General features: G+C 56.0%; 26 protein-coding genes. 15 read left to right on the top strand and 11 right to left on the bottom strand.

What is annotated here, in order from left to right; all coding sequences use genetic code 11:
• Positions 1-318: 318 nt before the first annotated feature.
• The 4 genes from ACR0BU_RS10850 to ACR0BU_RS10835 are packed head-to-tail and all read right to left on the bottom strand — an operon-like array spanning position 319 to position 4,542.
• Positions 319-1,101 carry a dimethylarginine dimethylaminohydrolase family protein gene (locus tag ACR0BU_RS10850; protein WP_300073598.1) on the bottom strand — a complete coding sequence of 261 codons (783 nt, stop codon included), beginning with the start codon at positions 1,099-1,101 and terminating at the stop codon, positions 319-321.
• A 2-nt stretch (positions 1,102-1,103) separates the two neighbouring features.
• Complete coding sequence (locus ACR0BU_RS10845; RefSeq protein ID WP_480737286.1) at positions 1,104-2,708, bottom strand: 5-guanidino-2-oxopentanoate decarboxylase; 1,605 nt, start codon at positions 2,706-2,708, stop codon at positions 1,104-1,106.
• Positions 2,705-3,889, bottom strand: a complete 1,185-nt coding sequence (locus tag ACR0BU_RS10840) for a pyridoxal phosphate-dependent aminotransferase (protein WP_480737285.1) — start codon at positions 3,887-3,889, stop codon at positions 2,705-2,707. The genes ACR0BU_RS10845 and ACR0BU_RS10840 overlap by 4 nt, the downstream gene beginning before the upstream one ends.
• Positions 3,886-4,542, bottom strand: a complete 657-nt coding sequence (locus ACR0BU_RS10835) for a TetR/AcrR family transcriptional regulator (RefSeq protein ID WP_298934079.1) — start codon at positions 4,540-4,542, stop codon at positions 3,886-3,888. Before ACR0BU_RS10835 ends, ACR0BU_RS10840 begins: the two co-directional genes overlap by 4 nt.
• 78 nt (positions 4,543-4,620) lie before the next feature.
• On the opposite strand from ACR0BU_RS10835, the gene ACR0BU_RS10830 reads away from it, so the two are divergent.
• From ACR0BU_RS10830 to ACR0BU_RS10810, 5 genes are all read left to right on the top strand, one after another.
• A complete protein-coding gene (locus tag ACR0BU_RS10830) occupies positions 4,621-5,418 on the top strand; it encodes an ABC transporter ATP-binding protein (RefSeq protein ID WP_480737284.1) in 798 nt (265 codons plus the stop codon).
• A 41-nt stretch (positions 5,419-5,459) separates the two neighbouring features.
• The gene (locus tag ACR0BU_RS10825) at positions 5,460-6,224 is read left to right on the top strand and encodes a transporter substrate-binding domain-containing protein (protein ID WP_480737282.1); all 765 of its coding nucleotides are present in this window, start codon (positions 5,460-5,462) and stop codon (positions 6,222-6,224) included.
• Between the two features lie 6 nt (positions 6,225-6,230).
• Positions 6,231-6,983 (top strand): ABC transporter permease, encoded by a 753-nt coding sequence (locus ACR0BU_RS10820; protein WP_480737280.1) that lies wholly within the window; start codon positions 6,231-6,233, stop codon positions 6,981-6,983.
• Complete coding sequence (locus ACR0BU_RS10815; RefSeq protein WP_480737279.1) at positions 6,980-7,777, top strand: ABC transporter permease; 798 nt, start codon at positions 6,980-6,982, stop codon at positions 7,775-7,777. Before ACR0BU_RS10820 ends, ACR0BU_RS10815 begins: the two co-directional genes overlap by 4 nt.
• A gap of 371 nt (positions 7,778-8,148) precedes the next feature.
• Entirely contained in the window at positions 8,149-8,520 is a 372-nt protein-coding gene (locus ACR0BU_RS10810) for a DUF6614 family protein (protein WP_298934086.1), read from the top strand.
• A gap of 120 nt (positions 8,521-8,640) precedes the next feature.
• On the opposite strand, the gene ACR0BU_RS10805 is transcribed toward ACR0BU_RS10810, so the two are convergent.
• From ACR0BU_RS10805 to ACR0BU_RS10795, 3 genes are all read right to left on the bottom strand, one after another.
• Positions 8,641-9,420 (bottom strand): HalD/BesD family halogenase, encoded by a 780-nt coding sequence (locus tag ACR0BU_RS10805; protein WP_480737277.1) that lies wholly within the window; start codon positions 9,418-9,420, stop codon positions 8,641-8,643.
• A gap of 845 nt (positions 9,421-10,265) precedes the next feature.
• Entirely contained in the window at positions 10,266-10,481 is a 216-nt protein-coding gene (locus ACR0BU_RS10800) for a hypothetical protein (RefSeq protein WP_480737276.1), read from the bottom strand.
• A 373-nt stretch (positions 10,482-10,854) separates the two neighbouring features.
• Entirely contained in the window at positions 10,855-11,097 is a 243-nt protein-coding gene (locus ACR0BU_RS10795) for an EF-hand domain-containing protein (protein WP_299079473.1), read from the bottom strand.
• A 499-nt stretch (positions 11,098-11,596) separates the two neighbouring features.
• Here ACR0BU_RS10795 and ACR0BU_RS10790 point away from each other — a divergent pair, with 499 nt between their 5' ends.
• On the top strand, positions 11,597-12,367 hold the full coding sequence (locus tag ACR0BU_RS10790; RefSeq protein WP_298934096.1) for a leishmanolysin-related zinc metalloendopeptidase: 771 nt from the start codon (positions 11,597-11,599) through the stop codon (positions 12,365-12,367).
• 614 nt (positions 12,368-12,981) lie between these two features.
• Here the strand turns inward: ACR0BU_RS10790 and ACR0BU_RS10785 are convergent.
• The 4 genes from ACR0BU_RS10785 to ACR0BU_RS10770 all read right to left on the bottom strand — a co-directional run bounded on the left by ACR0BU_RS10785 (position 12,982) and on the right by ACR0BU_RS10770 (position 16,315).
• Entirely contained in the window at positions 12,982-13,146 is a 165-nt protein-coding gene (locus ACR0BU_RS10785) for an HGGxSTG domain-containing protein (RefSeq protein ID WP_366140878.1), read from the bottom strand.
• A 182-nt stretch (positions 13,147-13,328) separates the two neighbouring features.
• The gene (locus ACR0BU_RS10780) at positions 13,329-13,778 is read right to left on the bottom strand and encodes a MarR family winged helix-turn-helix transcriptional regulator (protein WP_298934098.1); all 450 of its coding nucleotides are present in this window, start codon (positions 13,776-13,778) and stop codon (positions 13,329-13,331) included.
• Positions 13,775-14,911, bottom strand: coding sequence for an Acg family FMN-binding oxidoreductase (locus ACR0BU_RS10775; RefSeq protein ID WP_480737274.1), 1,137 nt, complete (start codon positions 14,909-14,911; stop codon positions 13,775-13,777). The genes ACR0BU_RS10780 and ACR0BU_RS10775 overlap by 4 nt, the downstream gene beginning before the upstream one ends.
• Before the next feature lie 423 nt (positions 14,912-15,334).
• Positions 15,335-16,315 carry a LacI family DNA-binding transcriptional regulator gene (locus tag ACR0BU_RS10770; protein ID WP_480737272.1) on the bottom strand — a complete coding sequence of 327 codons (981 nt, stop codon included), beginning with the start codon at positions 16,313-16,315 and terminating at the stop codon, positions 15,335-15,337.
• Between the two features lie 178 nt (positions 16,316-16,493).
• On the opposite strand from ACR0BU_RS10770, the gene ACR0BU_RS10765 reads away from it, so the two are divergent.
• The 9 genes from ACR0BU_RS10765 (at position 16,494) to ACR0BU_RS10725 (ending at position 25,559) form a co-directional block, all read left to right on the top strand.
• Entirely contained in the window at positions 16,494-17,573 is a 1,080-nt protein-coding gene (locus ACR0BU_RS10765; RefSeq protein WP_480737270.1) for a sugar ABC transporter substrate-binding protein, read from the top strand.
• Positions 17,574-17,656: 83 nt separating this feature from the next.
• Entirely contained in the window at positions 17,657-19,174 is a 1,518-nt protein-coding gene (locus ACR0BU_RS10760; RefSeq protein ID WP_480737269.1) for a sugar ABC transporter ATP-binding protein, read from the top strand.
• Entirely contained in the window at positions 19,167-20,129 is a 963-nt protein-coding gene (locus ACR0BU_RS10755) for an ABC transporter permease (protein ID WP_480737268.1), read from the top strand. Before ACR0BU_RS10760 ends, ACR0BU_RS10755 begins: the two co-directional genes overlap by 8 nt.
• On the top strand, positions 20,129-21,073 hold the full coding sequence (locus ACR0BU_RS10750; RefSeq protein ID WP_480737267.1) for an ABC transporter permease: 945 nt from the start codon (positions 20,129-20,131) through the stop codon (positions 21,071-21,073). The genes ACR0BU_RS10755 and ACR0BU_RS10750 overlap by 1 nt, the downstream gene beginning before the upstream one ends.
• A complete protein-coding gene (locus tag ACR0BU_RS10745; RefSeq protein ID WP_480737266.1) occupies positions 21,070-22,026 on the top strand; it encodes an SMP-30/gluconolactonase/LRE family protein in 957 nt (318 codons plus the stop codon). Before ACR0BU_RS10750 ends, ACR0BU_RS10745 begins: the two co-directional genes overlap by 4 nt.
• The gene (gene ltnD / locus ACR0BU_RS10740; RefSeq protein ID WP_480737265.1) at positions 22,023-22,922 is read left to right on the top strand and encodes an L-threonate dehydrogenase; all 900 of its coding nucleotides are present in this window, start codon (positions 22,023-22,025) and stop codon (positions 22,920-22,922) included. The genes ACR0BU_RS10745 and ltnD overlap by 4 nt, the downstream gene beginning before the upstream one ends.
• Positions 22,919-24,151, top strand: coding sequence for a 3-oxo-tetronate kinase (gene otnK / locus ACR0BU_RS10735; RefSeq protein WP_480737263.1), 1,233 nt, complete (start codon positions 22,919-22,921; stop codon positions 24,149-24,151). The genes ltnD and otnK overlap by 4 nt, the downstream gene beginning before the upstream one ends.
• A complete protein-coding gene (gene otnC, locus ACR0BU_RS10730; protein ID WP_480737262.1) occupies positions 24,148-24,795 on the top strand; it encodes a 3-oxo-tetronate 4-phosphate decarboxylase in 648 nt (215 codons plus the stop codon). Before otnK ends, otnC begins: the two co-directional genes overlap by 4 nt.
• Positions 24,792-25,559, top strand: a complete 768-nt coding sequence (locus ACR0BU_RS10725; RefSeq protein WP_480737260.1) for a hydroxypyruvate isomerase family protein — start codon at positions 24,792-24,794, stop codon at positions 25,557-25,559. Before otnC ends, ACR0BU_RS10725 begins: the two co-directional genes overlap by 4 nt.
• Positions 25,560-25,804: the final 245 nt, after the last annotated feature.

The following is a 25,804-nucleotide window of genomic DNA, read 5'->3' as shown; positions in this document are numbered from 1 at the left end:
GCAGTTGTAGTGCTTGCTCAGGCGGCGGAAGTGAGCCCATAGTAGATTGCTGGATGATCTACACATATCTGTTCAGTGGATCTCATGACGACGAATCCACCTGTTTCTTAGATCCGATTCTTTGAACAAAAAACAATCGTCAAAGGCATGCTTCCAGCCATCCACAGAACGCCACTGACACGTATTTCGCAGCCAAACTCCTCCGAATTTTGCGCGCATTCGAAGGCAATCATGAGTTAGTTTCGGTCAAATAAACTTGATATTCATTCAGTTGTTGGTTCCAAGAACGCCAATGATCAAAAGCTACTTGTCAAACCCTCAAAACCTTAGCGAAAGGCAGGACATACCACCATCCAGCTTTGCGCAGTCGGTATTGTCGATCTCAACGACCTTATATCCTTCACGATCCAGCAACTCTGCGGTGCGCGGGAAGCCTGCAGCCATCATAACCAGACTGTTGAAACGGATAGCATTGGCGGCAGCCTCTTCCCCATCAGCAACATGCAGCACCCGGTAGCCCTCAAAGCAGCCAGATGCATCCAACCGCCGGGTTGACAGGATTGTCTCGGCATCCATCAGCGAACAATCTGTCTTGAAGTGCAAAACGCCTTCGGGCGTAAACACCTCGCGCAGTTTGTGGCCCCACTCGGAGGTGATTTTAGCCAGCTCGCTGACACCTTCAGCGTCAGTGCGGTCTGACCGGCCCACCAGTATTTCGCGACCGGTTACAAGGATATCCCCACCTTCGATATGACCAGGGCCTTTGATTTCGAAGACAGTTTCGTAGCATGCATGAAGTGTCGAGGCCATTTCGGCCACCTCACCCATTCGCGATGGTGCACCCGGCCGCATCAGCACAGCACCCTGCGGCAGGCAAAGGGCTGTGTCCTCGACAAACTGCGCGTCAGGGAACGCATCAAGGGGATCAAGTTCGATCACCTCAGCTCCGGTGCTTTTTAGTGCTGCCACGTAAGCCTTATGCGCCGCCATCATTCCTTCGAAATCCGGGTTTCCGATATCTTCTGCACGCAATCCGCCAGCTATGGTCGGAGCCGGGCGACGGGTGATGGCGTGGGAAAACTCAAAGGTCGGGTCTGACATGTTCAATCTTTCTGAGGTTCGAATTTCGAGGCGGTGACTTCGATCATTGACGGACCATCCAAGGCCGCGATTTTGCGCAACGCGTGCGCGACGGCCTGTGGTTCGGCTTGAGCCGTGGTGAAAGGAATGCCAAATGACTTGGCCGTTGCAGCAAAATCGGGGGGCGAGGGATCACATCCTATGACTGATACCCCCACATCCTGCATCGATGCCGCAATTTCCCGGTACCCGTGATTGTTCCAGATCACGAAAGTGACAGGCAGATTTTCGTCTACTGCTGCCATGATTTCAGGCAAAGAGAACTGCGCGCCTCCATCACCGATAATGCAGATCACCCGTGCTGCAGGATCGGCGATTGATGCACCGATGGCCGCGGGTATCCCATAGCCGAGCGCCCCATAACCCGTCGCTGCGTTGAACCAGCCACCGGCCCGGTCGTGGTCATAGAAAAGATTGCCGGCATAAATTGGTTGGGTGGAGTCTCCGACTATTAGCATATTTGGGGCCGCAGAGCGTATCGCATTCAGGATTTCTACCAGATGGCGATACTCGGGACCAATTTCCTCCCAGGCGGCGTCGCGTGTCTTGCTGGCACGGTCCGCACCATCGCTTTGCTTTGGCTTATGCGGCAAGGCCTCAAACAGCGCCGGCACAACCAGGTCAACGTCACCTTGGATGGTGAGTGCTGCCTCATGTCGTGTTAGTTGATCGCTGCACCGATCAACCCGTATCAGGCCTGACAGTTCCGCAAATTGACCGGTGGCATACATGTCATAGTCGGTCGGCCCCAGCTCCGTTCCCAGGGCCAGTACGCAATCGGCGCTTCCTATTAGTGCGCGTACCGCGTTCAGGCTGGGGCTGGCCGGAACGGTCAGGGAATGTCCGTGCATCAGGCCGCGCGCGTTGACGGTTTGCACCACGGGGGCATCCAGAGCTTCGGCCAGTGCTTGCAATCCGGCCTCAACACGTTTCGCGCCGCCACCCACCAGAACGACAGTTTTCTTCGCTTCAGCCAGTTGCTTTGCGGCTTGTGTGATCAATACCGGGTCGACCGGGGGCTCTGGATCGAATGTCTCAACGGGTGTTTCCTGATACTCCGCCGCTGCGATATCCAACGGAACCTCGATATGTAAGGGCCCGGGGCGACCGTTTGTGAGGCTGTGAAAAACACGGTCCAAGATCGGGTCCAGTGCTTTGGTGTCAGCAACTTGCTCGGATACCAGCGCAACCGTTTTAGCCAACCCAAGTTGGTCAGGCAATTCATGCAGATGTCCTAAGCCCTTGCCGAGCGATGCGGTTTTGTTGACACCGGAAACCACTAGCATTGGTACTGAATCGGCGCGCGCCTGGGCCATCGGCGTCAGCGTATTGGTCAACCCGGGGCCGGTGATCACAAAGGCCACGCCCGGTTTGCCCGAAACACGCGCATAGCCATCGGCCATAAAGCCCGCACCCTGTTCGTGCCTGGGCGTAACATGGCGAATTCCCGAGGCCGCGAGCCCTCGGTACAGCTCAACCGTGTGAACGCCCGGAATTCCGAAAACGCAGGTCACACCCCTTTGGCGAAGCTTGGCAACCAGAGCTTCGCCGATTGTAATTCCGTTCATGCAACCTCGCGTGATTTGCTGTTGGCGTGATCGATGATGCGATCGATCGCGGTGGCAAAGCCGGTGTCGCTGATGGTCAGCGCGACCCGCACCCAGTCTTTCAGGCTATCCCCAAAGGCAGATCCCGGCATGACAGCCACCCCGGCCTGCAACAGGTCCCATGCATACGCTTCGCCATCCAGCCCGGTGGCGGAGACGTTGATGAGGGCGAACATTCCCGCTTCGGGTCGGTGAACAGTCAGATCCGTTTCCGCTTCAAGGCGATCGGCCAGCAAGGTGGCGCGCCCTGAGAAACGGGCGGCCATGCCGGGGGCCACCTCGGACCCGTCGCGGATCGCCTTTTCCGTCATGTCTGCGATGAAAGGCTGATTACCAAAGAGCATGGTCTCGGAGTACGGCAGCAGCGCTTCACAAAATGCTGCGGGTCCGACACACCAACCGCTGCGGAACCCCGGGGCAGCATGCGACTTTGAGATTGATGATACGCCTATGACACGATTCACCAACTCCGGATTGGCTAAAGGCGAAACGAATTGGGCACCGTCAAAGATCAGTTCTTCATAGACCTCGTCCGAGATGATCCACAAGTCATGCGCAATCGCAAGCTGCCCGATCTCGACAATTTCGGCAGCGGTCAGGATCGCGCCCGTCGGGTTGTGCGGTGTTGTCAGAAGAATGGCGCGGCTGCGCGGAGTGATGCGGGCCGCGATATCTTCGGCCTGCATGCGAAATCCATGCTCGGGCCGCAGCGGAACGGGCACCATTTCCGCCCCAGATGCACGAACGACACCTTCATAGGTCGCGTACATCGGATCGCCGACTAGAACTTCGTCACCGGCCTCTGCAACACCGGCCATGGCTGCAAATAGGGCGGTTTGCGTTCCGGGAAAGCACAGAAAGTTCTCGGGTCTGAACACCCGCCCGCGAGCGGCTGAATAGCGCGCAGCAAGTGCGTCAAGCAGCCCGGCTTCGCCGCGCCCATTGGAATACCCTGTCCGCTGTGCTCGCAATGAGGTGACTGTAGCTTCGGTCAATGCTTCCGGCACAGGTACATCCGGCTCTCCAATCGTCATTTCGACGATATCCGCTCCGGCTTTGATAAGTTCGCGCGCTTTCAGGTGTACGCCCCATTTGGTGCCACCCAAGCCCGCTAACCGTTCTGTCACCGATGTGGTCTTCATGACTGCTCCACCTCTTTGGTCAATGGAATCCCGACGATGGCGCCGACAGAATCCAAACCGATCTGCGCCAGTTGGCCTTCGGAAAAAGCATCCGGAAGCGCGCCTCCTTCCAGCCAGAGGCCGTCAATCACCGCGTTGCAGGCAATGGCCAGCTGCGTTGCTTCCGATGCTTCGACTGACCGCCCGGTTTCTTGCAATGCGGCGACGATCAGCTTTTCGAGTTGATCCCGGAAGTAGTTATAGGTTTGCTGGTGGATGCGCTGCATTTTCGCATCATGCTGCACCTTGTTCAGGAAACCGGCCCACAAGGCCACAGCACTTGGATCAACGATTGGTGGCCGCAGCGATGCGTCAACGAAGTTGGTCAATTGAGAAACCGCGCTTCCCTGTCCTGACGAAGCAGCTGTCTGATCGGTCAGCGTATTCATGTGGTGTTCATATGCGGCCTGAACCAGCTCTTCCTTCGACGAGAAGTAGTGCCGGATTAACCCTTGCGTCACGTTCGCGCGGGCAGCGATCTCTCGCACCGTGGCGCCCCGAACGCCCATCTCGGCGATCAGGTCCAAAGTTGCCAGTATCAGCGCCTCGCGCCGAAACTCGGCAGACTCACGTTTGAATTTGCGGCTGTCGTCCTGCACGTCAGTGTCATCCATGGTATGGAGTTATTATACACTTGCATAATTGCGAGATTCGGGGCTTACTGCAAGCTGAAAATCAAAAGATTCTTGGATATGGACACAGCCAAAGCAGTATCACCCACACTCGAAGCAGCCGCATCCATTGAGGCGATAAAGGTTGACGACCTGCACAAATCCTTCGGTACGCTGGAGGTTCTGAAGGGTGTGTCCCTGACGGCTAACAAGGGGGATGTTGTTGCCGTCATCGGGGGGTCGGGTTCTGGCAAATCCACTATGCTGCGCTGTATCAACTTCTTGGAAACGCCAAGCTCGGGAAAGATCACCATCGGCGGTGAGCTGGTTGAAATGCATACCGATGGTAGCCCCTCCAACCGCCGCCAGATTGAGCGTATCCGTACGCGGCTTGCCATGGTTTTCCAGCAGTTCAACCTGTGGACACACCGTACGCTTTTGGAGAACGTGATCGAAGTGCCGGTACATGTCCTCAAGGTTCCAAAGGCAGAGGCTATCGCGCGGGCGCACGAATTACTGAAGAGGGTAGGGCTCGGGGACAAGGCCGACACCTATCCGGCCTATCTTTCAGGCGGTCAGCAACAACGCGCCGCCATTGCCCGGGCGCTTGCAGTAGACCCTTCGGTAATGCTTTTTGACGAGCCCACCTCGGCACTTGACCCCGAGTTGGTGGGTGAAGTTCTCACTGTAATCCGCGATCTTGCTGCGGAAGGGCGCACCATGCTGCTTGTCACCCATGAAATGAAATTCGCGCGCGAAGTCGCCGACCACGTCGTCTATCTCTTCGAGGGCCGCATTGAAGAGCAGGGGCCACCTGCCGAGGTCTTCGGTAACCCAAAATCAGAACGGCTGAAGCAGTTCCTCAGCTCAGTTGCCTGATCCAGTCAAAACAAACGAATGAACCAAAAGGGAGTAATAAAATGAACGTCAAGAAACTGCTCGCGTCCGGCCTTGCCGCCGCTATCCTTTCGGCTGGTGTCGCCAGCGCCGAAGAGGTCAAGATCGGCATTGCGGCCGAACCTTATCCGCCATTCGCTTCGCTGGACAGCTCAGGCAACTGGGTGGGTTGGGAGATTGATGTAATCAATGCTGTTTGCGCAGCTGCGGAACTTGACTGTGTTATCACGCCGGTGGCCTGGGACGGTATCATCCCGTCGCTGACCGGGCAGCAAATCGATGCCATCATGGCCTCCATGTCGATCACCGAAGAGCGGCTGAAAACCATTGATTTCAGCGATCCCTACTACAACACACCTGCGGTCATCGTCGCAGATAAATCGATGGATATCGAAGCGACCCCAGAGTCGCTGGCTGATAAAGTTGTTGGCATTCAGGCTTCGACCATCCACCAGGCCTATGCGCAGGAATACTTCAAAGATGCCGAGCTGCGTGTATACCAGACTCAGGATGAGGCTAATCAGGACCTGTTCGCCGGCCGCATTGATGCCACCCAGGCCGACAGCATCGCCATGGCTGATTTTGTGAACTCGGATGCCGGTGCCTGCTGCGAAATCAAAGGCGCAGTTGCAGATGATCCAGCCATTCTGGGACGGGGTGTTGGTGCCGGTGTGCGCAAAGGGCAGGATGACCTGCTTGCGGCGTTGAACAAAGGCATCGCCGCCATTCTGGCCGATGGCACACATGAGAAGATCACCTCGAACTACTTCACAGCCAGCATCTACTAAGCTGCTGTGTCCGGACTGTTAGACTCACTAGGTTTGGCGCAGAGCGCAGAGCTTCTGTCGCTCTCGCCACCGGGGTGGGGAGCCAATTTGCTGCGCGGATTGTCTCACTCATTGCAGATCGCTTTTGGTGCGTATGCGCTTGGCCTCGTGATCGGATTGCTCGGAGCTTATGGCAAACTTTACGGCGGGAAGGTCACGCGCGATCTTCTCGCCATTTATACGACTGTGATCCGGGCTGTCCCGGAACTGGTTCTGATCCTGATCCTGTATTACGTAGGATCTGACATCATCAATAAGATCTCCGCCGCAATGGGCGGTGGGCGGGTTGAGGTTAATGGTGTTGCCGCGGGCATTTGGGTGCTAGGTGTCGTTCAGGGCGCATACGCGACCGAGATTCTGCGCGGTGCCATTCAGGCGGTTCCACCCGGTCAGATCGAGGCCGCCAAATCCTATGGGATGCCTGCCATTATGACCATGCGCCGCGTGACAATCCCGGCCATGATGAGCTTCGCTGTACCTGGTCTGGCCAACCTGTGGCTGATTGCAACCAAAGACACCGCGTTACTTGCCGTTGTGGGCTTTAACGAACTGACGCTGGAAACCCGACAGGCTGCCAGCAGCACACGCGCCTATTTCACCTTCTTTCTGGCAGCGGGTTTTCTCTATCTCATGGTCACGCTGTGCTCAGGCGGTATCTTCGCCCGGATTGAGAAATGGGCCCGTCGCGGCCAACCCTCTCTGAAGGGAGGGAGCAGATGATCGATTTCAGATCGCTGATGCAGCCACATCGCATCGTGATGATGCTGATATTCGCCGGTATCGTTATCTGGTGCGCAGTATCGCTGCAGTGGGACTGGATGCCGAAGTACGTCCCGCTGGCCCTCCAGGGCATTTGGACGACAATCTGGCTGTTGATTGTTACCGTTGTTCTCGGTTTCCTGCTCGCGATCCCGCTTGGGTTGGCGCAGGCGGTTGGGCCCTGGTATCTTGCCGCTCCTGCGAAGGCATTTTGCACCATCATCCGTGGCACGCCGCTGCTGCTGCAGCTTTGGCTATTGTACTATGGGCTAGGCTCGCTCTTCCCCCAGTTTCCTTGGATTCGTTCGTCAGAACTCTGGCCTTATCTGCGACAGGCGTGGCCCTATGCAGTGCTGGCGCTGACGTTGTCCTATGCCGGGTACGAAGGCGAGGTTATGCGTGGCGCTTTCAAGGGCGTCGCTAAGGGGCAGCTTGAAGCGGCCAAGTCATTTGGAATGCCACGGCTTACCATGTTCCGCCGTATCTGGTTACCACAGGCGATCCGCAATGTTCTTCCGACTTTGGGTGGTGAAACCATCCTACAACTGAAAGCCACGCCGTTGGTTGCGACCATCACTGTTGTCGACATTTACGCGGTGTCTTCGCGCGTGCGGTCCGACACGTTCATAATTTATGAGCCGCTCATACTTTTGGCCATATTCTATATTCTCGTTGCGGGTGTGATAGCTTTGGGTTTCCACTGGCTGGAAGTAAAGGTCCTTGGGACTGGACGTCGCAACGGGGCTGTCGGTTAGTACCGGCCAGAAGCCGAAGCCTAAACTCACTGCCTACAGGGTCGCGCTTCTTAACGAATTGTCCTGACCTACTGGCGTTGCGAGTATACCGGCAAGGCGGTCAATTGAAGCGGCATAGAGAGGGCCAGTATTATCTCGCGAAGTGCTAGTTCAACGAGTCGTTTGTTTTGCGCTCGCAGCGAATGGCTGGTTTGACGGGCCGCGCTGCAGCATCGAGGTTATGTGGTGAAGGTCTCAGGAGAGCCCAAACCTACAATTTTGTCATGACGCGGCGATTGGCCGAAATTGGATCTCTCTGTGTCGCATAGATCAAAGCAAGTTATGAGTTTCAGTCCAAATTTAGTTAAACCGGATGACGAGGAAGTGGCGAAGTGACCCCGAAAACGTCAGACACATGCTCGATGCTTGGAGCCTTCAATCTCAGAAAGGGATATGATCTTGAAACGTTCAAGGCAGCCTTTGATGCGTTCTGCGACCATCTAAAACAAACTGGGTATCTGCACTCACACCGACTTTGGCAACGCGCTTACCACTCCGGTTACGACACCCTTTTTCCAAATGCTAGAATCGTTATCGAAATGCGTTTTCACAGCCACCAGGCCTCGCTGGATGCTTGGGACTATGTTGAAGATCACTGTGAACCCCTACGGAGTCTGCATGTTGCCATGAACAAACAGGTCACGGAAACCCACTTTGTGCTGCTGCATGAGGCTGGATCAAAAACGGTGGAAGACTGCGGCTAATGTCAGGAGTGTCCGCAGAGCTGCCACTCACGATAATTCGCTGAATGTGCACCAAAGTCGGCTTTCAAGCTGCGTCACGTGCTTCGCCTCGCGGGACGTTATGATCGGATCAATATACTCTCAGTTCAGCCGCCCATAAAATGTCATTCGGGCCGCCTCGGAAAGCTCGATGCCAGGCTCTGCATTATAGGCCAGCACCGCCAGAATGCGCGTCAGGTCTCCTTCGTTCGGTGCGACCCGATGTATCGAATTGCGCCCACGGAAGAATACGAGTGTCCCGGCTTCAACAGAGACGGCTTCCACTGGTTTTTTTCCGTCCAGGATTTCGTCAACCTTCTCGAATCCCATCTCACCCACATCGGCATCGCGAACAGCATTGACGTACTCGAATGTTCCGCCCTTTTCTGGCGCCTGCACCATCAGCGTGATCGCAAAAGACGAATTGTCGAAGTGCCAGCCAAGCTCTTCTCCCTTCTCTGCAAAGTGTAGGTTGATAGAGGACAACGGGTCGGCATATTCGTGCATTGCCTCTTCGCCCAGGACATCGCACAAAAAGCTGCGAAAAACCGGGGCGTTGTAGAGCGTGCGCAGGGCCGAATTCTGCGGCATCAGGTCGTCGGTGATGCATCCCTTGGATGAGGTCACAAGTCGGTTGCGCGCGTGATCATCAGGGAAACTTTCATCCTTGTGGGTCAGATAGACATTGTGCTGCTTCGTGGACTTGAAGACTTTCTCCTTGTTGGCAAGGCCTTCATCCCTGATCGCGTCAATTGCTTGCTTCTGAACAAAGCCAGGCATCAGGAAAACGCCCGTATGGTCGAACTCTTTCTTACAGGCTGCCCGAAATTCGGCGTCATCAATTGGAAAGGTGTTGAAGTCGATAATGTCGCGCAGTTTCATGGATATCTCCTGCGTTCGCGTTCCTTCAAAAAAAGGATAATCAAGGTCAAAGAACAAATAAAACTGTTTTTGTTGCCGTGGGGATGGAGAATCTCATTTAGAATCCATGACCAAGATAAAACTCAAGCAATGTCGTTACTTCAGAGCCGTGGCGCAGACTGCCGGCATCGCATCGGCGTGTAGGTCGTAAGTATCTCGCACCCCGCTGCGGCCCAAGCTATAGCCAATTCGGAAGACTAGACCAGCCTTGTGCTGTTTCGGCGTTTGCACGCGCGCAGCATGGAACTGACGGCGCAAGGCATTGAATTTCAGTTGGCAAGTACACCCACCCTATCGCCTGATATACTTTCATGATGGTTTCCATGGCCGTCTCACATCGGAAGAAATTTTGGGATTTTCTGCTTCGAGGTACTTGCAGTCTAGTATTGGCGAGATTTCAATACGCCTTTGCCATGGCAATGAGTGCAACGTACGTCTCCGCTCTCGTAATTGTGCCTGCCAGAGCCACCGCAGACATGGCACCCTTCTTCAACGGAGGCGTTACCGGAAGATCCAACATCATCAGGTGAAGCAACCTTTTTGAAAGTTGATTGCGTAGTTTTCCTTCCGCGAAATTTGGATGGGCTAACCTTCGGTTAGCCAGCCAACGCTTGCTCACGTTTGTTCCGGTCGCCACCAAAGTTACGTTCCAAGAATTTAGCAGTCTGCAAATCTACCCCAGGCCATCGTTTTTTGAGTGTCTCATCATCCATGACAGCCTCTATGGAGTTAACTCTCAACTGATGCTCAATTAGCCATTCAATTGCGTTACGATGTAAGCCAATACGCACCGTCGATGGTCCGCATCAAACCCCACGCTTTCGGCTGAGCAAACCATACTTGACGGCCCATGAGCGAAACGATCGTCGTCTGCGTTTGTCTTGCTTCATCGTCCGCTTCGGCTGTACGCCGCCCTTACGGTTGAATTCGAACACGTCGATAATCCGCTCGGCGCAGCCACAGGCTTCGCCCATGCCAACCTTAGCGAAATAGAACTTTTCGAAACTTTCCGGGTTTTGCATGGTGATCCTCCTGCACTTTTCACTCTGTTGGAAGATAGGTTTCAAATCAACTCTTCGGGATTTGCCCGGACCCACAGGTAGCTCCGACCGCATCAGCCGCATTGAAATGGGAATGAAAGCACTTAACTCGGTGACATGATAGTCCTCATCGCACTTTCCATCTTATGCGGCATCGTCTGCGCCTATATCGCCAACACCAAGGGCTTAAGCGTCGGACTGCACACGGCCTTTGGCGTAATGCTGGGTCCAATTGGGATAGTTATCACACTGATGTGCAACAGAGCCAAACGTGGCCAAGTCTAATCTGAAAATGCGGTAGGACCTGAAGGCAGGCGGCCCGGGGAGGATCGGGCCGCCATTCTCAAGAAGCAGTTTAGCCGTTATCTGGCGGCAGTATGCCCGCTTCTTGCGCAATCTGAATCTCGCTCTGATCCAGAGAACCATCTCCATTGGCGTCCATTGCCGTAAAGGTATCGGCATCAACGTCTGGCGCAACAACCTGCACCTCTTCAATGGTCAAAACGCCATCTCCATTGGTGTCCGCAGATTGCGCGGCGACCAGTGTGGGCAATCCAAACGCGACAGTTGCAAGTGCGGTGATATATTTAGGTTTCATTGCATTGGCTCCTAAGTAAAAGCTGAGTGGTTGTGTCCGGACAGGCACCAGAAACACCCAGACGCATCGGGCGTCACCCATGTGGAGTGTGCAGGACGATTTTGCGCCGATCTCCGCGTGTTTGTGAGAGTCGCGCCTGCAAACACCTGCTCGGCAAAATTCCCCCACTGCGACTAGGCGGTTAGTATCCGAGCCAAAACATGTCGCACGGCAAGGCTCCGCTGAGAATCCGCAGACTCGAAATGCGGGTCTGTGAGGGAGTTGAAAAGTGTTAGGTGGCCCATTAGTGCCCTAACCGCATAAATTCGCCTGCCGGGCATATCTGAGGGCTCTACGATGAAATGCTGGTTTCCGACTAGAATACAACCGTTCGGAATGCGGAAGTTTCACTATTTCCAACCTGCGGAATAAGCTTTCCAAGTTTGAACAGATAGTGTCAAAAGTGGATTTTTAGTCGGTTTTTTGGTATTGTTGTTCCATTATTTTAGGAGGTGTTTTTATGGCTAGTGACTTCTCACTTGAAATCGAATTCTCTGGCGGACTTTCAGTGACGCAACAGGCAGCCTTTACGTCTGCTCGCGATCGGTGGCGCGAAGTAATCGTCGGAGCTTTGACGCCTGTCGTCGTAGACGGACAACAAATTGATGGATTGGTAATCGAAGCGCAAGGAATATTCATTGACGGTCCGAGTGGCGTTCTTGGTCAGGCGGGTCCAACCATTCTTCGAGATGACAATGACCTTCCAGCAAGGGGGTTGATGTCATTTGATACGGGCGACTTGGCCGAGATGGAGACCAATGGCGGTCTGACGGATGTAATCCTGCACGAAATGGGCCATGTGTTGGGCATCGGCACGCTGTGGAGTTCTGACTTCTTCGACTTTATCGAAGGATCTGGCGGGGATGATCCAGCCTATACAGGCCCCAACGCTTCACGCGAATATGGCGACTTGCTCGGACAAGGAACCGCAACGAAAGTACCGATTGCAAACACCGGCGGCCCGGGAACACGCGAGGGCCATTGGCGTGAAAAGACATTCGCCCATGAATTGATGACAGGATTCTTGTCGGGAGCAACGCGACCGCTTAGTCGCATGACCATCGGGACATTGGAAGATATGGGGTATGAGGTCGATTATAGTCAGGCCGATCCGTACGCATTGCCCGATTCAAACCTCTTGGCGATGATTGCTTTGACAGCTCCCACGATTCCATGTTGCCAGGTAATTCGCACGAAACCTGTTCGATTGTCGGAATGGGAGAATGGTTAATTGCGTAAGACCCTGCTTGTATCAACTCTGGTGGGGCTAATGTCGTCTCCGATACAATCCGACGAATTGACGCGAATTCTCACTTGGACTGTCGAAAGTGCCAACAGTAGTCGTTCCGTGGCGATTTCAGAGAACGGAAATATGGAGAGGACTTTTAATGGTGCGTCAGTTTCTTCACGGGCTTTGACTTCTGAAGAAACTGATAGGGTCTTTGCTGCCGCAGAGGAACTGATAGCCGTATTTCCAAGCCTTCTAATGTTTCAAGGACCGGAGGTTTCTGAAGCATCGGGTCTGCGTAATCTAGGCGCAAGTACGCAGTCCGAACCCATTAGAACTACGCTTAAGTTAACGAACGGGGAAATAGAGGTTATAGCTACATTTCACAATTACCCAGCCCTGACAGCGCTGACAAAGGACGCTCAACACTCAAACGCGCTTCGTCAGGCAAATCACGTGCTGGGGCGACTACTAGTCGACTGACAACCTCGCCCCAATTTGATTTGTGCCCTGCCACACATGGAGTGGGCGGTGTTCTTCTATCCAGATGTCTGCGCGGTCTGACATAGCGTGTACCTTTTCCCGAAACCGCCTCTGATATTGCTAGGTTTTCCGGGTTAACTAATGCGCGCTTCACGCTCTGCTTCCAACGCCAGAGCAATCAACCGATTACGTTCAGCCCAAAGCGCTGTGTTTGCTTCCGAGATACGCCCACGTCCTTCGGGCGTCTTTGCCCCAGTGGACTGACCACCGTGCAGGCGACACCGGGAACGCTCTGTAATGGGGCGTCAAGGAATACGCCGTCCTTGTCCTGGCTCCGCAAACTTTGAGTTCGCTTGTCATGTTGTATCTCATATCTGGACGAGGGCATAGGCGGGTAGCGGACTGACTAACCAAGCAACCGCAAAGTTTTGACATTTGCAAACGCTCGCTTGGAGGTCGCCGGGCATAGCAATATCGACTTCTATCGATTGTTGTCGAGATGTTTCCGAAATTCTGCAAGATCACCCTTTGTGCGTTTCATAATGGCCAGTTGATCAGGCCCAATAATGTGTCCGAAGACCTCGCTGACGCGAACAATTGCTTGGTCCCTAAAAGTGCGGCCGGCCTGGGTCAGATAGACCAGCTTCCCGCGCCTGTCTTCAGGATCAGGGCTTACGGTGATGTAGCCCCGGTCCTGAAGCACCTTAAGGGAATGTGTCATAGTGTTTTTCGTCACCTGCATCGCGGATGCGATGCGCACAGGTGGTTTTCCATCGCCAAGGCGAGCAAGATGGTTCAATATCGAGAAGTGTGACGGATGCACCCCATGGGGCAAGGTCTTGGCCAGTATCGTGGTCGACAACTGGTTGATGATCCCAATTTCGGTAAAGAACCCGAACACCTCAGCTGCGATCTCGTTGTCTTTTTTCACGAATTCCCAATCTTGCCTTCTATTGGCCAACGCGGGCTGAAGGCCACATTCGGACCGTAACCGATCCTTGCAAGCATTTGAACCGTTCCGCCGTTGGGTGCCAAACGAGCATGTGTTGTTTCATACTGCGTCGACATTTCAGGATACTCCTGCAAAGCTTGACTCAAGGGCTGGAAGCCCAGGCTCTCCGCAGTGCACGCCAGATTGATCCTAAGCCAATCAGCGCCAGCGCCAATCTGGTCGCGGCGCGTATTTCCAGGTGTCACCATCCAAAGGTGGCCCATGGCGGTTTCGGTGTTTTCCGTCACGGCCTTAAGACCTTGTTTGAAACCGGTGGATGTCGGATCTAATAGTGCTTCGCGAGTCATGACTCCGACAAGCGCAAGAGCTTCGAAGAATACGCCGCTAAAATCAATTCCGTCTGGGTTGGCATTTACTTCGGCCTTTCCAATGCGCATAAGATCTACGCTTTCCTTATATGTACGAGGTGTCTCGATCTCGACCGTCAGGGCTTCGGTTGTGAGTTGCCTCCAGAAGGCAACTTCTTCAGGATCAACCGATCCGCCAATCTGTGAGTGGCTTGCGACGGATAGAATCCGGGACAAAGCCTCGGACTGAACAGGCCGCCCCAGATCATAGGGTTCTTTGTTGGAGCGCCGGTCCTGCACGTGCGCAAAGAGCGGGTCGATCACCGTTGCGGTCTCTCTGAACTTCACGAAGGCAATAGGTCGCTGATCAAGGCCGGTTTGGTCTTCACCTTCGGGGAACAACGTTATGTCGACGTCGTATCCGTCTGCATTGGCAGCCATCCGCATAAGTTCGAGGAAACAACCCAGGCCAATGGTAAGTTGGCGATCAAACGGATCGGTGTACGGTAACTGCTTATCCGTATCGAAGAAGATGGTCGCTTCGTCATCGCCCTTCAACGAAACAATCCACGGTTGGCGGTTGTGAGGGTTTGGCGCGAGTATTGCATATGAAAGAGCGTTCATTCTTGGGTCGGAATAGGTTCCCGCTTGCGACCAGGGCGCAAGTGCTGAAGTTGGCGTTCGGGTCGTTGCGAAGGTCGTCACGCCGCCTGCCGCCAAAATGACTCCGCCACCCGCAAGTTTTAGAAAGCTTCTTCGGTTCACTGTAGTCTCCTAAAGTTCGATGTCGTACCATGTAGTACGATGTCGAACTAGTCAAGTAGTCGTGGCTGCATTTGAACGAGTGCTTCGAACAAACCGTCGCCAGATCAAGTAAGCGGACGGAAAGCAGCGACCGGCCCTTTGCGGACGTTGTTACGGGTTCGTTACGCTGCGGAGCAGCTTCCCCAAACCAGACTTGTGCAGCTGCGAATACTGCTGACGCAGAATGCACTCGCAAATAAGTAAGTTTACGCGATGGTGCCTGGAAGACTCCAGATGACGGCTACGCGTTAACAACACACCTAGAGTGCTGTGCCCCTTGTCCGACATTATGGATTGGTTTGATCGCTATAGGCGCAGTATTTCCGATCACTCAGCGATTTAGTTGGGCATGCCTGAACATCCAGAAGCTTCTTGAGCAAACGGCTATGAAGTCTGACCAACCCTAAGTTCCGCTGGAAGCTCAACCTTGTTCGCGGCCGCATTATTGTCCGCCGACTGAAGCAACCATTGCGCGGCGGCCTGACCGATGTCGAACCTTGGCGTTACGGTCGTCGTAATAAGCCTCGGCAGGGCGGACAGGAAACTCAATCCGTTGAACCCCGCCAACGCCACATCGCCGGGCGTCGACAGGCCTTCGGCGAGGCAGTGCATCAATCCGCCCGCAGCAAGGTCATCATTGGCGAAATAGATCGCTTGTGCCGGGCTATCTTGTTGCAAAAGCTGATGCGTCGCACGACGCCCCACATCCATCGAGGACGCACCCTCAAAGGTTTCGCACGCCACGATTTGCGCGCCAGCCTCTCGCACAATCCCCGCGAAGGCCTCGAACCTTTTGGTTGCGCGCAGGTCAAGCCCACCTTGGCTGCCGACATACGCGAATGTCCTGTAGCCGCGTTTTATCAGGTGCTTGGCCATATCCTCGCCAGCTTTGACATGAGAGAAGCCGAAGCAGGCAGAAATCGGGTCGCCGTCCGTGTCCATAATCTCAGCCACGCGGACACCGGTCTGGGCCACAATCTTTCGCAGGGCCTCGGTGTGCTCGAGGCCCGGGAGAATCAGTCCGCGCGGACGCCATGACAACAGGTCGAACACAAGATCTTCCTCGACCTCCGGAGCATATTCAGAGACGCCGAAAACCGGTCTCAGTCCGCTTTCATCAAGGGTTGCGTTTATGCCCGACAGCACTTCGGTAAAGACCCGGTTCTGCATCGTGGGCACCACCACGCCGACAATCGGATTGTCGTAGGTCGCATTTCCACCGGCCAATCTGTTGTGGACATAACCAATCTCTCGTGCGGCCCCAATTACCTGATTTCTCACGTCTTTTGATATGTAGCCTTTTCCACGCATTACGCGTGAGACCGTCATCTGGCTAACACCCGCCACCCGTGCGACGTCGTGCATGGTCGGTTGCGGCTTCTCTGAAATTGACGTTCGCCGTTTGACCATTTTCCAACTCTTTCTCACGACACGCTTGACGTATGTTTACATAAACATCTACGGTAAGCGCAATGTGTTTACGTAAACATATGAGCGCAGAAATACCGACACAGTCCGGCGGTAAACCCGCTAGGGAGGAAATATGAAAAATCTGCTTTTGAGCTCCGCCATCGCCATCGCGTCCACCAGCGTCGCCTATGCCGATACATATCGCCCAGAGTGCTTTGTGCCCGCGCCCGGCACATCCACGATCTCGTACGATGCCAAAGAAAAACCCTACCGCTTGGCCTTCGTGAACGGATTTGCTGGGAACGACTGGCGAATTCAGGCTATCCAGTCTGCTAAAGCATGGGCAAAGCGGCCCGAAAACGCCGATATGATCGAAGAATTCACTGTCGTGTCCGTGGGCAACGATAGCGCCGCGCAGATTGCCGCGATCGACAACTTTATCGCGGCAGGCTACGACGCCATCACCTTTATCGCTGTGAACCCAACAGCTTTTGAGCCGGTCATCCGGCGGGCCGAGCGTGCCGGAACGGTGCTTGTGCCCTTCGACAACGTCCTCGATACCGACAAGGTGGTGCAGATCAACGAAAGCCAGATGGCGCTGGGTGCGCTGAAGGCGCAGACGGTGATGGACATCCTCGGTGGCGAGGCGGGCAGGGTCCTCATGGTGAATGGTCTGCCCGGCAATGCCACCGACCGGGATCGTCGTCTTGGCATGATGAGCGTGCTTGAAGACGTCGATGGACTTGAGATAGTCGAAGTCGTTGGCAACTGGGACACGGGCACCAGCCAGAAGGTCGTCGCGGACGCGCTGGCCACCCATGGAGAGTTCGACGCCGTCGTATCGCAACACGGGTCTGCTGGTACGATCAACGCAATGCAGGCCGCTGGTCACCCCATCGTACCCATGGGTGTCGACGGCGAGAACGGTGTGCGCATGCTTATGGAAGAGCTGGATATTCCAGGTGTTTCCGCAAGCCAGGCACCAGCAATGTCTGCCATCGCGTTAGAGGCTGCCGTGGCGCTGCTGCAAGGCAATGAACTGCCGCAGACCGTCTTCCTGCCCATCCCTCAGGTGAACGCCGATGCGTTGGCGGCGGATGTGAACTACTTCCCTGATCTCCCAAAGTCTTTCAACACCGGCACAGGATTTGTTGAATGTTTCGAACCTTTCAGCCCCGAAGAGCTGCTGGGCCAATCGCCTGACAATACTTGATTTAGATAAGACCTAGCCTGACACCACTCACAAAGGCGGCGCGCAAATCAAGGTGCGCCGTCGCAATTTTCCGGGTTAACGATATGTCTGAACTCAACCCGCCTCTTTTAGAGATGCGGAAAGTTTCCAAGCACTTCGGGGCCACCAAGGCCCTTGATGATGTCGATTTCATTTGCAATTCCGGCGAAGTGCATGCGGTCCTTGGCGAGAACGGCGCCGGAAAATCAACGCTGATGAAGCTCATCGCGGGGGCATTGCAACCGACCCAAGGCCAAATTTGCCTGGATGGTCAGGATGTAAAGCTAACATCACCGCAGGATGCATTGCAGCACGGGTTGGTCTGTATGTTTCAAGAGCTGTCGCTGGTGCCTGACCTTACGGTACGGGAAAACCTTCTTCTCGGCGCGCCCGGTGCCGGAATTGGATGGCTGCGCGGAACCGGCTTTGATACGGCGCGCACCGTCATTGAACGCATTGGTGGAGCGGACATCCGCATGGGTGTGCGGGTGGCTGATCTGACGCTTCCACAACGTCAACAGGTCGAGATTGCCAAGGCGCTGATGAAAAAGCCAAGGCTGCTGATCCTGGATGAGGCGACATCCGCGCTCGGCGCCTCGGTCGTCGAACGCGTGTTTGACCTCGTGCGCGAGGAGCGCGACGGCGGCACGGCTGTACTCTTTATTTCGCACCGTTTTCACGAGATCGAAGCGCTGGCGGACCGTATTTCCGTCTTTCGCAACGGTCGGCGGGTCGAAACCTTTGAGAAGGGCGACCACGACTATGGTGAGATCATCGACATGATGGTCGGCCAGAAGATCGAAGAGCTCTTTCCTGATAAACCGCCAACCGACGATGACGCGGGCATCGTCCTCGATATCCGCGACTTTAACTGGGAAGGTCGGGTCCAGAACGTCAGTCTCGTAGTTCGCCGTGGACAGATTGTCGGCCTCGGTGGGCTTGACGGTCAGGGACAGGGGGCGTTTCTGATGGGGCTTTTTGGTCTTTTGCGAAAGACCACGGGAGAAACCGCGATCTCGGGCCACATGGCTAGGATCAAAGACCCGAAAACCGCCAAGCAGAAGGATATCGCGCTTGCCTACATCCCAGAGGATCGTAAGACTGAAGGCCTGATCCTCGATCAGAGCATCCGCGAAAATCTGGAACTGGCGGCCCTCGGTCGCGCTGACCTTGATGCCGCCGATGAGTCGCTTTACTCGGGATCGATCGGTCAGCTTGCGCTCAAGCATGGGGGGCTTGGCCTGCCTGTGTCGTCGCTTTCGGGGGGCAATCAGCAAAAAGTCGTTTTGTCGAAGTGGCTGGCGATTAAACCTCGGTGTCTGTTGCTGGCCGACCCGACCCGCGGGATCGACGTCAAGACTAAGACACAGATCTACTCTATTCTTCGTCAACTGGCCGATCAGGGTACGGCAATCCTGCTGCTCAGCACCGACTACGAGGAACTGATCCAGCTTTGCGATGAAACGCACGTCTTCTTCGACGGTGAAGTCGTCGCGTCATTCAGCGGCGATGATCTGACCCCACAGAACATCATCGCAGCGACACTGAATGTCACACAGCAACCGCGCGCCGCCGATGCTTGATTATATGAGATCGAACCGCCGCGAGGTGATTGCGGGCGTGGTGCTTATCGTCCTTCTGGCGGCCTATATTGGCACGCACCCGCGCGGTGCATCAACCTACGTGATTACAATCTGGGTCAACCAATGCCTGATCCTAGGACTTGCCGCCTGCGCGCAGTTCTTTGCCGTTGTTGTCCGGGGGATCGACCTCTCGGTGGGTGCTGTCATGGCGCTGACCAACTGCCTCGCTTCTTATCTGCTGGACGGCTCAGCGCTGGGTATTGCGGCAGGGATGGTGGCAGTCGTCGCTGCCGGGGCCCTGTGCGGGTTGCTCAACGGAGTGATCATTGTCTATGGCCGCATTCAGCCGATTGTCGTGACCCTTGCCACGGCTTCCGTTTTCGTTGGCGTAGCACTTTTGCTGCGACCAACACCGGGTGGTGCGATCAACTACGACCTTGCTGATGCGCTCACGCTGGAGGTGCTTGGCATCCCTACTTCGCTCATCATCACTGGCGTTGCGATCCTGGGTTTCTGGCTGCCGTTTCGACGCACGGGGCTTGGTCTCAGCCTATATGCGGTTGGATCGTCTGAGCAAGCTGCCTTTCAGTCGGGCATCAATACAAAACTCATTCGTCTTGCGGCTTTCACACTGGCGGGAACCTTTGGAGGACTTGCAGGTCTCTACTACAGCTTCGTTACCACCACGGGGGATGCCGGTATCGCGCCGGGCTTTACCCTGAATTCCATCGCAGCGGTGGTTCTTGGTGGTGTGCTTCTGCGCGGCGGGGTTGGTTCACTGATCGGGGCTTTGGCGGGCGCTTTTATTTTGAAGACAATCGCGTCGCTAATGTTTTTCTCGGGTATCCCGTCGCTTGCGCAGCCCCTCTTCGAGGGCCTGATCCTTGCCGCTGCCATCGCCATAGGCGGTGCTGACGTGCTGCGCGCGCGAAACAAGTTGGAGGCGTTTTCCTGATGCTGCGTCGTGTCTCTGTCGACAGCTTGATGCCCTACATCGGCGTTTTCATTCTGATTTTTACAGGGAGCGCGTTTTTCCCGCAGGTGCTAAGCGTGGACTACCTGACCCAACAGTTGCAGATCGCCGCCTTTTTGGGGCTGCTCGCCACAGGTGCGACGATCGTCATTCTGCTGGGTCACATCGACCTCTCGGTGCCGTGGGTACTTACGGGTGCTGCGATCCTTTCGACAGCGTTCGTCGGCTCCGGTAACCCAGTGCTTGGAGCGCTCGCGGTTCCGGCAGCCCTTGCCTTTGGCGCGCTGATCGGGATGATCAATGCGGCGGGTGTGGCGATCCTGCGCATTCCGTCGATGGTCTGGACTCTGGCGATGAATTCGATGCTGCTGGGGTTGGCAGTTCTGAACACCGGCGGTTTCAACCCGAGGGGTGAATCGAGCGAACTGATGATCACTATGGCTTCGGGTGATCTACTTGGGTTGCCCGTCAGCTTTCTGATCTGGATCGTGATATCACTCGCGCTGACTTGGCTTTTGACGCGCACGCCATTCGGGCGTTATCTGCGCTCTATCGGCTATAACGAGAAGGCAACGTTCCTGTCGGGTGTGGCCACACCTTCGGTGCTCTTTGCAGCCTTCGCGATCGCGGGCATGTGTTCGGCTCTTGGTGGCGTCATGCTGGCGGGCTATGCCAACCAAGCGTATCAGAGCATGGGCGATCCGTTTCTCTTACCAACGATTGCCGCGGTCGTGATCGGCGGCACATCGATCTTGGGTGGTCGCGGTGGGCTTTTTGGCACGATTGGCGGGGCGCTTTTTATTACGCTGCTGACATCCATCCTGTCGGTGATGCAGATCGGGGATGCCTGGCGCAACATCATTTTTGGGGTCATCATCTTGGTGATGCTCTTGTTTCAGACTTTACGAAAAGGAGCGCCAACATGACAGAACCCCGTTTCATCACCGTCGACCAGCGCTTTGACGATTTCGTCGATACAGAACGCGCACCCGAGCAGATCGTCGACGGCTGTATCTGGACGGAAGGTCCGGTCTGGCTGGACGACGCGCTTTACTTCAACGACATTCCAAACAAACGGATGATGCGCTGGACGGAAAAGGCAGGCGCATCAGTCGCGCTGGCACAAAGCGAGTTTGCCAATGGCAATACGCTGGATGTCGAAGGCCGGATAGTGTCCTGCGAACATGGCGGGCGCAGGGTGATCCGCAGACTTGACCCCCATGACCCCGAAGCGGTTGAGGTCGTTGCGGACAGTTTCAATGGCAAACGGCTCAACTCACCCAACGATGTGGTCGTGCGGTCGGATGGCAGTGTCTGGTTTACCGATCCGCCCTACGGCATCAATTCCGATGTCGAAGGCTACCCGGCAGAGAGCGAACTTGCAGGCTGCTACGTCTTCTGCACCAAGCCGGACGGGGCACTGCATGCGGTGGCGACGGATTTCGACAAACCCAACGGCTTGGCGTTCTCCCCCGATGAAAGCCGCCTTTATGTCGCCGATTCCGGTGCGATCCGGGGGGCGAGCTTTCCCGGCATCGACTACGACCTGCCGCATCATATTCGGATTTTCGATGTAAACGGGATGACGCTCTCTAACCCTCGTGTCTTTGCCGTTGTTGCCCCCGGCGTGCCGGATGGATTCCGAGTGGATCACGAAGGGTATGTCTGGACTTCGGCGCTGGACGGCATTCACTGCTTATCGCCGGAAGGGGCTTTGATCGGAAAAATTGTCCTGCCACAGCAGACATCAAACATCTGTATTGGCGGCGCGGCCGGCCAGACGATGTTCATCACGTCTTCGGACAAAGTTTACCGAGTGGAGAGCGGTCGACGCGACGCCGCCCACATTCTGAAAGACCGCGAAAGGAGCGCATCATGAGCATGAACATCGCCGTCTTCGGGCTTGGTTCCATGGGGTACGGCATGGCGCAGTCTTGCCTGAAGGCAGGAATGAATGTGCATGGTTTCGATTTGATCCCCGACCGGGTCGCGCGCTTCGTCGAAGAGGGTGGCACGACTGGCACCTTTGCCGAAGTTGCATCGTCGCTTGATGCGGTCGTCGTGGTTGTCCTGAATGCGGCGCAGGTCGAGCATGTCTTATTCGGCGACGATGGTGCGGTTGCGCATTTGCACCAGGGCGCGGTGGTGAAGGCCTGTGCAACAGTGCCGCCAGAATTCGCCAAAGAGATGGAGCGACGCTGCGCAGAACGGGGCATCCACTATCTCGATGCGCCGATATCGGGTGGCTCGGTCAAGGCCGCGATAGGTCAGCTTGGCATCATGGCCTCTGGGTCTGCATCCGCCTTTGCGGCAGCCGAGCCCATTTTGGAGGCAACCGCAGAGACCGTATTTAGGCTGGGTGACACAGCAGGCGCCGGGTCGGCGATGAAGGCCGTAAATCAGTTACTTGCGGGTGTGCACATCGCCACCATGGCCGAGGCGGTGACCTTTGGCATGACCCAGGGGATTCATCCAAACACCGTCCTAGAGGTGATCAGCAAATGCGCCGGGACGTCTTGGATGCTGGAAAATCGCGCGCCACATGTCATATCGGGCGACTACACACCGCACAGCCAGGTGAACATCTGGCCGAAGGATCTGGGCATTGTGCTGGAGGCAGCGCAGGCAGCGGGCTTTGATGCCCACATCACTGAAACGGCACTTGCGCGTTATAGAGAGGCCGTAGAAATGGGGTTGGGCGGCGAAGACGACGCAGCGGTCGCCAAGGTCTACGCTGCGCAAGCCGGCCTCACCCTGCCAGGGACAGAATCATGAAGCTTGGATGCATAGGCGACGATTTCACCGGGTCCAGTGACCTTGCCAACACCCTCGCAAAGCAGGGCATGCGCGTGGTGCAATATTCCGGCATCCCGTCCCGCGATGCCGATGCCGGTGTGGAAGCGGGCGTCGTGTCTCTGAAGTCCCGTTCGATCGATCCGGTAGAGGCGGTGGCACAGTCGCTCAGGGCGCTTGAATGGCTGCGCGCGCAGGGCTGCTCGCAATTCTTCTTCAAGTACTGCTCGACTTTCGATTCAACGCCAGCAGGGAATATCGGACCTGTGGCCGACGCGCTAGCCGAGGCACTTGGGGCGGATCGCGTCATTGTCTGTCCTGCCTTTCCCGGCACGGGGCGGTCGGTGTTTCAGGGCTGTCTGTTTGTGAACGACCGACTTCTGAATGAATCGGGCATGGAAAATCACCCGTTGACGCCGATGACCGACGCCGACCTGCGCCGTTGGTTGGCAATGCAAAGCACGTTTCCGGTTGGGCATGTGCCCGCGCAGGTCGTCTTCGACGGTGCTGACGCTATGAAAGGCGCGCTTGACGCGGAACACGCAGCGGGCAAACGGCACATTGTTGTCGATGCGATCCGCGACGAAGACCTGATGGAAATCGGAGCCGCCGCGCAAGACCTCAAGCTCATCACTGGTGGGTCAGGTGTCGCCCTTGGTCTGCCTCGGAACTTCGGCTGTTCACCCTGCACGCCAGATTGGCAGGGCCAGACGGGTCCCCTGCTTGTGCTGTCGGGGTCTTGTTCAAAGGCGACGCGCGCCCAGGTGGCCCGACATGTCACATCTCACCCGGCCCGCGAAATTCTGGCCGAAGATGTAATCGAAGCCCGCATCACACCCGCTGGCATGCTGGAATGGGCGTTGGGCGCGGGCGGTCTTCCGCTTTTATATAGTTCTGCTGACCCAGACGTGGTCCGGGCGGTCCAGGACCGTTTTGGCCGCGAGGAAGCGGCGAATGCGATCGAAAACTTCTTCGCTGATCTAGCGCAGTGCGCTGTCGCGGCGGGGGTGACTCGGATCATTGTTGCGGGCGGAGAAACCTCGGGTTCCGTCGTCGAAGCGCTGCAGATTGAAGACCTGACCATTGGGCCAGAGATCGACCCAGGCGTACCGGCCTTGCGTGCGGGCCCCAATCTTGCCGTTGCCCTCAAATCCGGGAATTTCGGCACAGAGGATTTCTTTAGTAAAGCCGCAGGAGTTCTTGGACCATGAGCGATACCAAGCTACGCGACGAAATGTGTCGGCTGGCGGCGTCGCTGTTTGACCGTGGTCTCACGCACGGCTCCACCGGGAACATCTCATCGCGCACTGAGGACGGCGGCCTTCTCGTGTCGCCAACAGGCACGAGCTTTGGTCGGCTTGATCCTGAGCGTCTCAGCCGGTTCGATGCCAATGGTCGCCTGATAGATGGCGCCCCCCCCACCAAGGAAATGCCGCTTCACACAGCGTTCTACGACACACGCAACACCGCTGGGGCAGTCGTTCATTTGCATTCCTGCCATTCCGTTGCGCTGTCGCTTTTTCCGGACGTCGATGAAGACAGCTTCCTGCCGCCGCTCACACCCTATGCGATCATGCAGTTGGGGCGCGTCAAGCTTTTGCCGTTCTTCGTCCCGGGCGATCCTGGGATGGGCGAGGCGGTCCGTGGTCTCGCCGGAAAGCGTGCGGCCGTGATGCTTGCCAACCACGGCCCAGTGGTCGCGGGAAAATCGGTCGAGGCGGCCTGCAACGCCATCGAAGAACTTGAGGCGACGGCGCGTCTTGCGCTGATGATGCGTGGACTTCCGGTGCGCGCACTGTCCTCCGAGCAGATTTCGCAAGTTGTGACTAAGTTTGATGTGGAGTGGGATGTATGACCGCGTTTTCGGCCAATCTGGGATTTCTTTGGGTCGACCGGCCTTTGCCGGACGCCATTCGCGCCGCGAAGGCCGCCGGGTTTGACGCGGTGGAATGCCATTGGCCTTACGAGACCCCCGCAGAACAGGTGAAGGCGGCGCTCGACCAAACCGGCCTGCCGATGCTGGGCCTAAACACAATCCGCGGCAATCCGGGTGAAAACGGCCTTGCGGCGTTGACAGGCCGCGAGGTCGAGGCGCGTGCCGCCATTGATCAGGCAGTTCGCTACGCCGATACGGTGGACGCAGGTGCAATTCACGTCATGGCTGGTTTTGGAGCTGGTCCAAAGGCGCGCACTACGTTTGAGGAGAACCTGAAATATGCGACATCCCAGACAGATCGCACGATCCTGATCGAACCTCTGAACAGACATGATGCCCCGGGATACTTCCTGCAGACCACTGACCAGGCGCGTGCGATCATTGAAACCGTCGGAGCGCCCAGCCTGCGTCTGATGTTCGACTGCTACCATGTCGGCCGGACCGAAGGCGATATCATGACACGCCTGAGTGAGTTGCTGCCGCTGATCGGCCACATCCAATTTGCGTCGGTTCCTGACCGAGGCGCACCAGATCGTGGCGAACTGAACTATGCCGAGATCTTTTCCCACATCACCACTCTCGGCTGGCGAGCGCCGCTGGGGGCTGAATTCAAGCCTCGTGAGAATGAAGAGTTTACTGACTGGCTCAATGTATTCCGTTCAGGCGGCCAGGTGTTTGCTTAAGCTGTATCACGCAATTCTACCTGACCCCAACCTTCAATGTCGGTTTGACGCTATCTGGCATAACTTGGGCTTAATATATGAACTGCGATGTTTTTTTGAATGTCAGCTTCGCTGGAGCGTTCAGGGTCAGGGCGCATATGCGGCGACGGTCAGTTTTCCCCCTTAAGCTGAAAATAACGCCTTCCGAACGGAGATAGTGATCGTTTAGGCTCCCTGCCCTCCTATAGCTTCGCGCGTCTATCAAG

It is taken from the genome of Ruegeria sp. CK2, assembly GCF_056536585.1.
The sequence above is the reverse complement of the archived record's forward strand: the minus strand, read 5'-3'. Positions and strand labels throughout refer to the sequence as shown.

Excerpts from the sequence above, each read along its gene's own strand:
- ACR0BU_RS10850 (WP_300073598.1), bottom strand. The coding sequence starts at position 1,101 with ATGTCAGACCCGACCTTTGAGTTTTCCCACGCCATCACCCGTCGCCCG.
- ACR0BU_RS10845 (WP_480737286.1), bottom strand. The coding sequence starts at position 2,708 with ATGAACGGAATTACAATCGGCGAAGCTCTGGTTGCCAAGCTTCGCCAA.
- ACR0BU_RS10840 (WP_480737285.1), bottom strand. The coding sequence starts at position 3,889 with ATGAAGACCACATCGGTGACAGAACGGTTAGCGGGCTTGGGTGGCACC.
- ACR0BU_RS10835 (WP_298934079.1), bottom strand. The coding sequence starts at position 4,542 with ATGGATGACACTGACGTGCAGGACGACAGCCGCAAATTCAAACGTGAG.
- ACR0BU_RS10830 (WP_480737284.1), top strand. The coding sequence starts at position 4,621 with ATGGACACAGCCAAAGCAGTATCACCCACACTCGAAGCAGCCGCATCC.
- ACR0BU_RS10825 (WP_480737282.1), top strand. The coding sequence starts at position 5,460 with ATGAACGTCAAGAAACTGCTCGCGTCCGGCCTTGCCGCCGCTATCCTT.
- ACR0BU_RS10815 (WP_480737279.1), top strand. The coding sequence starts at position 6,980 with ATGATCGATTTCAGATCGCTGATGCAGCCACATCGCATCGTGATGATG.
- ACR0BU_RS10805 (WP_480737277.1), bottom strand. The coding sequence starts at position 9,420 with ATGAAACTGCGCGACATTATCGACTTCAACACCTTTCCAATTGATGAC.
- ACR0BU_RS10800 (WP_480737276.1), bottom strand. The coding sequence starts at position 10,481 with ATGCAAAACCCGGAAAGTTTCGAAAAGTTCTATTTCGCTAAGGTTGGC.
- ACR0BU_RS10795 (WP_299079473.1), bottom strand. The coding sequence starts at position 11,097 with ATGAAACCTAAATATATCACCGCACTTGCAACTGTCGCGTTTGGATTG.
- ACR0BU_RS10790 (WP_298934096.1), top strand. The coding sequence starts at position 11,597 with ATGGCTAGTGACTTCTCACTTGAAATCGAATTCTCTGGCGGACTTTCA.
- ACR0BU_RS10770 (WP_480737272.1), bottom strand. The coding sequence starts at position 16,315 with ATGCACGACGTCGCACGGGTGGCGGGTGTTAGCCAGATGACGGTCTCA.
- ACR0BU_RS10765 (WP_480737270.1), top strand. The coding sequence starts at position 16,494 with ATGAAAAATCTGCTTTTGAGCTCCGCCATCGCCATCGCGTCCACCAGC.
- ACR0BU_RS10760 (WP_480737269.1), top strand. The coding sequence starts at position 17,657 with ATGTCTGAACTCAACCCGCCTCTTTTAGAGATGCGGAAAGTTTCCAAG.
- ACR0BU_RS10755 (WP_480737268.1), top strand. The coding sequence starts at position 19,167 with ATGCTTGATTATATGAGATCGAACCGCCGCGAGGTGATTGCGGGCGTG.
- ACR0BU_RS10750 (WP_480737267.1), top strand. The coding sequence starts at position 20,129 with ATGCTGCGTCGTGTCTCTGTCGACAGCTTGATGCCCTACATCGGCGTT.
- ACR0BU_RS10745 (WP_480737266.1), top strand. The coding sequence starts at position 21,070 with ATGACAGAACCCCGTTTCATCACCGTCGACCAGCGCTTTGACGATTTC.
- ltnD (WP_480737265.1), top strand. The coding sequence starts at position 22,023 with ATGAGCATGAACATCGCCGTCTTCGGGCTTGGTTCCATGGGGTACGGC.
- otnK (WP_480737263.1), top strand. The coding sequence starts at position 22,919 with ATGAAGCTTGGATGCATAGGCGACGATTTCACCGGGTCCAGTGACCTT.
- otnC (WP_480737262.1), top strand. The coding sequence starts at position 24,148 with ATGAGCGATACCAAGCTACGCGACGAAATGTGTCGGCTGGCGGCGTCG.
- ACR0BU_RS10725 (WP_480737260.1), top strand. The coding sequence starts at position 24,792 with ATGACCGCGTTTTCGGCCAATCTGGGATTTCTTTGGGTCGACCGGCCT.